This window comes from Photobacterium sp. BZF1, assembly GCF_014349205.1.
Classification (GTDB): Bacteria; Pseudomonadota; Gammaproteobacteria; order Enterobacterales; family Vibrionaceae; genus Photobacterium.
The window spans coordinates 1-8,934 of the sequence record NZ_JACSOF010000206.1; the positions used below are offsets into that span (position 1 = coordinate 1).

General features: G+C 38.8%; 7 protein-coding genes and 1 pseudogene. 2 read left to right on the forward strand and 6 right to left on the reverse strand.

Annotated features, from left to right (window positions below; translation table 11 throughout):
• Positions 1-608: hypothetical protein (locus tag BIZ37_RS27940; RefSeq protein ID WP_187464320.1), on the reverse strand; the 608-nt coding region annotated here is incomplete at its 3' end.
• 1 nt (position 609) lies between these two features.
• Positions 610-2,265 (reverse strand): AMP-binding protein, encoded by a 1,656-nt coding sequence (locus tag BIZ37_RS27945; RefSeq protein WP_187464321.1) that lies wholly within the window; start codon positions 2,263-2,265, stop codon positions 610-612.
• Between the two features lie 396 nt (positions 2,266-2,661).
• Between BIZ37_RS27945 and BIZ37_RS27950 the strand changes: the two genes are divergently transcribed.
• Complete coding sequence (locus BIZ37_RS27950; protein ID WP_187464326.1) at positions 2,662-2,814, forward strand: hypothetical protein; 153 nt, start codon at positions 2,662-2,664, stop codon at positions 2,812-2,814.
• Positions 2,815-3,235: 421 nt separating this feature from the next.
• Positions 3,236-4,284: pseudogene (locus BIZ37_RS27955) on the forward strand (IS3 family transposase).
• Positions 4,285-4,392: 108 nt separating this feature from the next.
• Here the strand turns inward: BIZ37_RS27955 and BIZ37_RS27960 are convergent.
• The 4 genes from BIZ37_RS27960 to BIZ37_RS27975 all read right to left on the reverse strand — a co-directional run bounded on the left by BIZ37_RS27960 (position 4,393) and on the right by BIZ37_RS27975 (position 8,535).
• Positions 4,393-4,914 carry a hypothetical protein gene (locus BIZ37_RS27960; RefSeq protein WP_187464322.1) on the reverse strand — a complete coding sequence of 174 codons (522 nt, stop codon included), beginning with the start codon at positions 4,912-4,914 and terminating at the stop codon, positions 4,393-4,395.
• 87 nt (positions 4,915-5,001) lie between these two features.
• Positions 5,002-5,967: a ParB family protein gene (locus tag BIZ37_RS27965; protein ID WP_187464323.1), complete on the reverse strand. Its 966-nt coding sequence runs from the start codon at positions 5,965-5,967 to the stop codon at positions 5,002-5,004.
• Between the two features lie 8 nt (positions 5,968-5,975).
• Complete coding sequence (locus tag BIZ37_RS27970; protein WP_187464324.1) at positions 5,976-7,175, reverse strand: AAA family ATPase; 1,200 nt, start codon at positions 7,173-7,175, stop codon at positions 5,976-5,978.
• Positions 7,176-7,482: 307 nt separating this feature from the next.
• Positions 7,483-8,535: a replication initiation protein gene (locus BIZ37_RS27975; protein ID WP_370577916.1), complete on the reverse strand. Its 1,053-nt coding sequence runs from the start codon at positions 8,533-8,535 to the stop codon at positions 7,483-7,485.
• Positions 8,536-8,934: the final 399 nt, after the last annotated feature.

The following is an 8,934-nucleotide window of genomic DNA, read 5'->3' on the forward strand; positions in this document are numbered from 1 at the left end:
GTTATAAAGACTATAAAAGATGAGATCGATTTATTAATAAAATTCTTATCTTCTAATAATATCCATAAAACCCAACCTAACACAAAATTCCATAAATGTAGAGTAGGAATCCTATTTAGCAGGTGTGAGCTGTCATATAATTGTTTTGACACCTCATAAATAACTAGCGATCCGAAATAAAAGCTTATAATAACATACCCCCTTGATTCTTTATTTATTTCAGGGGTAACATACAGCAGAAAAGATATAATTATAACCAATTGTAATAAAACTTGTGGATACCAAATAGGAAGAGCAATATCTGTAACTTTATTTAAGTACATAAAGTTACTAAACATTAATATTTCTTCCACTCTCATCCTTTCATTAATAAATGAATATAATAGAATTATTAATAAACTTGGAATAACGATTTTATATACTAACTTCCATAAATCATAGATTGCTTCACTTTTATTTTTTATCAATGAAAAACGTGCAAAGTTAAATCCAGACAATAATAATAAAAAGTTCATCCCGCCACCCAAATCAATCCAAATTGAATGATTGACAACGACCAAGCAGATAGCAAACGAACGAAGTAGGACATTACAATCTACTGATTTCATATCAAAATTCATTTTTCTCTCTCATTTCTTCTAAAGATGCTACTGTTATCGATTGCCAATTATCAGGAAGTGAAGTTAAATATTTTTCAATTTCGACTGAAATTGATACGTATATCAGTGAGTCTCCCGCTAATGAGATAAAAGAGCTTTGACTATTGACGCAATCATCGGGAAAATAATATTGAAAAATTTGAGTCATACTTTCCCATGAGTGTTCTTTAATTCCTGACAAATGAAGTATCTCTTCTTTAAAGTTCTTCAGGAATCTTGTTAAGATATTTTCTCTATTATACTCTGCTAGTTTTGTATAATTAAACTTACCATTAGGTAACAAAGGAAGTTTTTCAAATTGATGAATAGACACTGCTGAACGATGTAAATTGTACTCACTTTGAATTATACTATGAACCATATCTTCTATTCGTTTGTCATTTCCATCACTTTCTACTCCAATAATTATTATGTCTTTTCTTTCTGTTACAGCTGCTGTTAAGGATTTTTCATTCAATTTATTTTGAATATCATCTAAATTTACCCTGATACCGAACGGTTTTGAGAAGCGAGATTTACGACCATTGATTTTAAAAAGTCCAATCTCGTTTTTGAACCCCATATCTCCAGTTTTTAGCCATGTAATTTCTTCTCTGACGCTGAGTTCTGACGGTGATAAAGCATACCCCATCATAATATTTGGCCCTTTATAAACAAGTTCTCCACTTTGATTTGGGGTATTAATAAAGTTACCTTCATCATCTACTATTGCAAGTTCTCCACCAGGTACAGCTAGACCTATGTAGTCAGGATATAATTCAGTATATTTAGGGGGTAAATAGCTTATCCTTGGTGATGCTTCAGTTTGACCATACATAACATAAAATTTAATTCCTAATATTGAAGCCTTCTTTGAAAATTCAGAGACTAATGGCGCAGATAGTTTTCCTCCAGCCTGAGTTAGATACCTTATTGATGGATAATTGCTAAGGTTGAACTTTTGCTTAGATAGCATCTCATATGAATATGGTACACCAGAAAAACTCGTTACATTATTGGTATTAACAAGTGTCCAAAACTCAGAGCAACTCACAGATAACTCAGTAAGAACTATACTTCCACCAACTTGCAGGTGGCTGTTAACAATTGAAATACCGTACGAATAACTAAATTTTAACGATGTAATAGCTCGATCAAATGAATTTAAACCCAAATATTCTATAATTGAATGAGTATTAGAAGTTATATTTTTTTTAGAGAGCTTAACTAACTTTGGAGAACCTGTAGAACCAGATGTGGAGAGTAAGATAGCAAGGTCTTCATGAAGTTCTATTCGTTTATTGTGATATAATTTAATTGTAACATCAGCATTTGAAGCATCAACGATTACATTTGGCTTATATCGCATGCTGATCTCTTCATTCTGGCTATCATTCTCTGAATTCAATAGCAGAACCGGATGACCTGATTGTAGACATGCTACATAAAAACAGATTGATTCAACATTATTTGAACACTTGATGAAAATTAATTTCCTATATTCATGTCCAAGACGGTTAGAACAATCATCTACTTTATCTTGCAAAGACTTATAACTTATTTCTTCACCATTATGGTCAATCAGGGCAGTCTTTTCTTTGTGTTCAAGAAAATTATCAAATAACATATCACTCCTTTGAACAAGCCTCTTTATATTGCAGGCTGTTTATCCTCATAAATGGGACAACCACTCAATAGTAGTAAATTTAATTATTTTTTCCAGTTTATTTTGACATATGATTACTTTCAACTTCGATAAGGTTGATAACATACAAAATGAATGAGACAGCAAATGAAAGTTTTTATACATATATCTGAGTACCTCTCTTTGTTAGGCAATTACCATGCTAAAAATCAGGTTCAGTTTAAAAAAGGCATTTCTATACATGGCTTATGAAGCTATACGGCACAGAAGAACAACGCCGGCACCGGTTGTTTGATATGCGTGGGGCTTTGTTAATGTTATGAGCGCATCCCTCTTACCTACACTTGATGTAAGTTCAGAGACAGCAAGGAAAAGGGCATGTTAGTGACAACATTTGGTATTGATTTAGCCAAATCATCTTTTTCCCTTCATGGAGTTGATAAAGATGGTAACGTTGTGCTGAAGAAAAATGTTACCAGAAAAAATACCATCATTTATCGTCAATATGCCCACTTGCCTGATTGGTATTGAAGCGTGTTCTGGTGCCCACTACTGGGCAAGATCATTTCAACAGTTCGGTCATATGGTTAAACTTATGCCTCCACAGTTTGTTAAGTCATACGTAAAAACGAACAAGAATGGCAATGCTGATCCAGAGGCTATCTGTGAAACCGTCACTCGCCCTAGTATGCGTTTTGTACCGAAAAAACTATTGAACAGCAATCTATGCTATTTGCATAAGGCTAGGGAGAGATTAGTTTCAATCAATACAGGGCAAATTAACCAAGTCAGAGGTTTACTCGCAGAATTCGGTATAATAATACCTCGTGGTATTGCATCATTTAACCGACAGCTCCCTCTTATTGTTGAAGATACAGAGTGTAGTGGCACACTAAGCTTGGCCACCTGGTTAGAGGTGATATCATCGCCTCAGAAGCGAACAGATGACAACATGACAAAACATAGCAGTAGAACATTTAGCCCCGAGTTTTAACTAGAAGATACGCAGCTAGTTCTAGACCAAGGGTACTCAGTATCGGAAGCTGCCAAAACAGTGAATGTTGGTAAATCCACGATGGATAAGTGGGTGTGTCAGCTAAAGGAAGAATTGCAAGGCACTTCGCCAAAGGCCTCTCCGATGACACCAGATCAAATTGAAATTCGTGAATTAAAAGCTCGTCTTGAAGAGCACAACGAATTATTAAAAAAGCTACAGCTCTGTTGATGCCGGACTCACTGAACAATTCTCGATTATCGAGAAACCCAGGCAGCGCTACAGTGTAAAAACACTGTGTGAAGTGCTCAGTGTTCATCGAAGTATTGCTGATATGGGTATCTACTCAGGGTGTTAGATTATCTCGCTATCAAGCGTCCAGACTGATGAAACCAATGGGGTTGGTTAGCTGTCAATCACCCAAGCATAAGTACCGGAAAGCATCTAAGGAACATTTTGAAGTCCCGAACCACCTGGCTCGTCAATTTTCCTGTTACGACCCCTATGATACTTGGGTTGGTGATATGACATACGTATGGACAGGAAAGCGCTGGATGTATTTAGCTGTCGTTATAGACCTATTTGCCCGTAAACCAATCGGCTGGGCAATGTCTTTATCGCCAGATAGCCAGCTCACAGGAAAAGCACTTTCAATGGCCTATGAGTCACGAGGGAATCCTAAAGGTGTTATGTTCCACAGCGATCAAGGCAGTCATTATACGAGTCGTCATTATCGTCAGTTGCTATGGCGTTATCAGATAAAACAGAGCTTATCGCGACGAGGAAACTACGGGGACAAAAGTCCTACGGAACGGTTCTTCAGAAGCTTAAAAACAGAATGGGTTCCAGTTACGGGCTATCGGAGTTTTGCTGAAGCTCGACAAGAAATCATTCGATACATAATCGGGTATTACAGTCAGCTTAGGCCGCCTCACTATAATGGAGGGCTGACACCGAATGAGTATGAAAGACCTTACTGGAATAACTATAAAAACGTGGCCAAATAAAGTTGACCTCTGCATAGGAGTATATCGAACCTTATTTGAATACGTTTATTTCTCCTGTTTACAGGCATAATCGATAAAAATTTCCCTATCAATTGCTGATTTAAATACCTATCTAGCTACTGACCTAAAAATATCTGTTAACTCTGTTGCTTTTTTAGCATATTCTGAATAACGGAATCTTCCATCTCTTTGATAAGCATGAATAGATTCAAATTCACCATCCTCCCCATCATCATTTATTGCAAAGATGAGGCCCGACGAGTGGTGATCCCTAGCTATATGTGCTTGCTGACCAAATACCTGATATATACCAATATGCTCATCAGCATAAATCGAACTAACGACTTGCCTATATGTATACGATAAGCTCGTAGGAACCTTGCCTTCAAACGTCGCTGTCGGTGCCGTGTTATTATGAAACATCGTCACCGAGTTTTCACAATACTCTTTATCTAACTTCAATTCATTATGATTAGAGTTAACGTATCTTGCTTCCCAAAAGTAGTCATGCTGATCACTGTCAACTTCTATAAAATGACAAAACTTCTCATTTCCGCCGCTTATTGTCAGCTCAAAATTACACCCCATTAGAACCGAACCACAAGTCAGTATTGTCATTAGTTTTTTCATATGACTAGCCTCAACCACCAACTTTTCAAAATCTCCACATAGAGATTTATCACTCTGACAACTCAGAGTTGCCAGAGTGAGACCGAACTACGACAAATGTTTTTTCAACGTCTCAGCGATAACAGTATCAAGCTCAGCTTGCACATTTTTAGGCAAGCGATTGAACTCATAGCTAAACTGACGTTCTTTAGTCCGCTTGCGTGCAAACGCGTTATTGTCATCAAAGGTCCATAATTTTTCTACTTTGGCTTTTTTTGCAACCGGTTTAGCCAGTAATGTATCAGAAGCAAACCTGTATGATTTAATAATTGCTACTTTAACATCTTCTGCGGTTAGGGACGGGTCAAACTCATCCTTATCAACCATTACTTGGGCAATCACATCAGCTAACTCTATACCTTTCGCTGCCAATGACATTGAAATATCCAAGAGCAACTTATAATCAGGATAAGACAATTCTGACTGATCAGGAAATACAGCCAGCATCTCAGCAGGCACAGTAGCAGCCTGGATTGCACGCGTTACTTTCGCAGTAGAAAGCCTTTGAGAAGCAGCAATTTCTTTCTGGCTCATTCCACTGTTACGTAATACAGCTAAACGCATTCCTACTTCACGTAAGTTATGCTCGCGGGCAGTCTGGATATCAGCAGCAAGTTGTCTCGCATCTTCAGCACTAACTTCATCTCTGGTAACTAGTACGTTCAACCCAGTGCCGGCAAATAAGGCTGCAGCACGCCGCCTAGAGCCATCAAGGATTTCAATTTTATCACCGACTTGACGGCCAATAGCCGGAAAGAATTGTTGCAACTTTATTGTCCGAACAATATCAGCAACAGATTCTTCAGTTAATGCTTCTTGATCACGACCATTGGTCGCCAACTCAACAAAAGTTTTATCCGCCAACTCTTCTGCTGAAATAATATCCAATTCAAATTCAGCATTTACCCCAGACTCAAGCACAAAACGCTGCGTTGTTCCTTTGGTTTCAAGAACTGGCTCCGAGCTAAGAGATACACCGCTAAAAGTACGGCCAATAGTTTTTCGTTTGCTCATTTTTTACCTCAGTTGGAACGGATAAATTCAATACGGTCATACACGGCTTTTGCAAAATCTTCTGCAGCTATGCGGGCATTCTTCAAAGCCTCGCTACTACCGACATATGTTGCTGGATTGGCAGAAATTACGGTATCAAACGACTCTCCACAACGCTCAAAACCATCTAGCCTCGGTAACGCAACATCTAACATGTCACCGCCGAAGATTTCTTTGGCAAGGCTGTGGCATAGTTTGTGATCAGATTTATTTGCAAGCTTGGACATAAAACCAATGTTTCCCACAACACGCAAAGGAAATCCAGATTCCTCAATCATCATTAGTAGCTCAGGCAACCTGTTCAAGTACTTTAATGTCGAATGAAAATCAACTTGCGCCGGTGGGATTGGAGTCATCAGCAGATCCGATGCGGCTAGCGCATTCGTCAAGAAAGGATCAAGGTGTGGACCGCTGTCAATAAAGATAAAGTCGTAGTCTGACTGTATTTTGTCGATAATGTTCGTACGTAAAATACTATGTATATTCTGGCCAGGAAGATGCTCTTGGCAAAGTTCATCCCAACGTGAAGCAATAAAGGCATCTTCAATAGAGGCCGGTATGATATCGACGCCAGGCACACCAGAGCTCACGATGAATTCTTCGATAAGCTCATCGCGCTCTACATTCTGCAACATAGCCTGTGCCGCAGTGTCCTCAACAGAACCAATAGAGTGTTTATGGTTGAGAAACATTGTTGCAGAGGACTGGGGATCAAGGTCAATAACAAGGATGCGTAGATCATCTTGCAAAAGGTGAGGGTGGGTACGTAAGCCATGGGCCAGCGATACTGTACTTACCGTCTTAGAGACTCCTCCCTTCAAGTTGCCTACAAAGATAGTGAATGCACCAGAGTGCTTATTTCTATAGTTTGGCACATCACGATGCTGGTAGATATCGACAATGTTCTGAATCGACATGGCATATTTTTCAGAACTTCCAGCTTTCCTTTTTTCAAAGGTATAGCCAGCCTCTTCCATCTCCGAAACGGTCTTATCAACAATCGCCTTACTTAGCTTTGGTAGCTTTGCTACAGCAGCTTTAGAGTATACGTGATAGTAAGTATTTGATTCCATTTCTTCTTTTTGTTGATGGATCTGCTCGGTTAACGTTGACAGCATACGTTCAGAGCGTTCAGCGACGCGTGTTATTAGTTGTTTTGGGTCATACATGCCATGCCTTCCTATGTGCAGCTTTTTATCTTAAACCCTATAATGCTGCATATAGCAGAAAAAGTAAATCTAATTCTAAAAATCTGTCTATCGAATTTATTACCTTCTACCTGATAAAATCTTACTGATGAGTAGAATTATTGATCTTTATCGGAATGAACCGCACTAGTTATCAATGAAGACAGCAGTTTTCAGTTATGACAAATAAGGACTGAGTAATGGGGGAAAGGGAGGGGCTTGATGCTGTACTTTCTTACAGCATCAGACTACGAAGGAAACGGGGAGCCATTCAGGTGAAGCCTTAAGTTTAGACAGCCCCCTCTCCAAGGATAGCCAGAGCTCCCTTGAACTTGGTCATGAATCTCTCGTTAATGGCGATCTGGTCATCCATAGCTAACTCACCCAAACGTTTCTTCACATTGTTGAATTCATCAGGAGTAGGAAGCGCTCTTTCAAGCTCAATATCCCAATAGGACCTAACGGCATCTTCATAAGATAATTCTTCAGAAAGATCCTTTTCATCAGATCTTACAGGTTTCTCAAAGACAGAGTTCCAATTAAACAAGAATTCGATCTTATCGATCTTACGACCCTTCTTGATTGGCTCATAGCCAACAGTCCCTCCAGAACCGATGACAAAATCAATAGAGCTATCTACTTTACTGATCTCTTCAATCGGCAGTTTGATACAGCGCTCGATAAACACCTTATTGTTTACATAGCTTTTTTTGATCAGCTCACCTTTTTCGTTAAGCAAACCAAAAAAGCCATGAAGATCTGAAATGGACTGTGGATGAAGTTTTGTTCCTTTGTTTTTGAAACGGCATAGCAAAGGATACAATCGCTTCGAATGCTCACGCCTAAGTTTACGGAATACACGATGATCAACCTGAGCATGCCCTTGAGAGACTCCGAGGTATTGGATCATGAGTTCATCATTGGGGGTCATGGTGAGTGTTGCATTCGCATATTCAAGTCGCTTAAATAAAGGTATGAAGGTAAAACTCTTTTTCCCATCTTCCCTAATGCCAATCTTACGCTCAGAAAGCCTCTCAGCCGTTTCAGATAACGTATTGAAGAGATCAGCCTTCTTAACCCCTAACCATTCACATAAAACGTCTGAGTTGAAGTCATAAGCGGGTGATTTAGGTAATGAACCATTAATGAAAGTCTCCCAATGTTCTTCATGAAGACGACTAAGCAGCAATGCCATCAGATCATGTTCACGAGGAGAAAGTGATGTCTGGCTAAAGATCAAATCATGGCTTTTCTTAAAAAATTGACTAGGTAACTGCTTACTATCGTCAGTACGCACAATTTCTTGCTGTGCATTGTCCATTGAGAAGTCTGAATCGCTCACTTATTCACCTTTGGGTAACGAATCTTTCCGGTTTAGGGTGTAAGAGTCACACATTTTTCCGATCTTGACGGAAAATATCGGAAAAAGATGTAACCTCAACCACAGATTATGCCTAATAAACTAACCATAGCAACATAAAATCGGAAAAACATGTGACCTGAAGCAGAAGAAATAGGGCCAGTTAACAACAAATTATACTTATCCCCACCTCTACAGGACATGATCAGAAAAACATGTGACCTTAAGAAGAACAAAAAGATCATTAGATCGGAAGAACGTGTGACCCTTTAAGGAAAGAAAAGATCATCTGAAGGAGAAAAAGGATCATTATTCGGAAAAACATGTGACCTTAAGGTAGGTAAGATCCTGATCTTTTGGGTAAAATAGGATCCTATATAC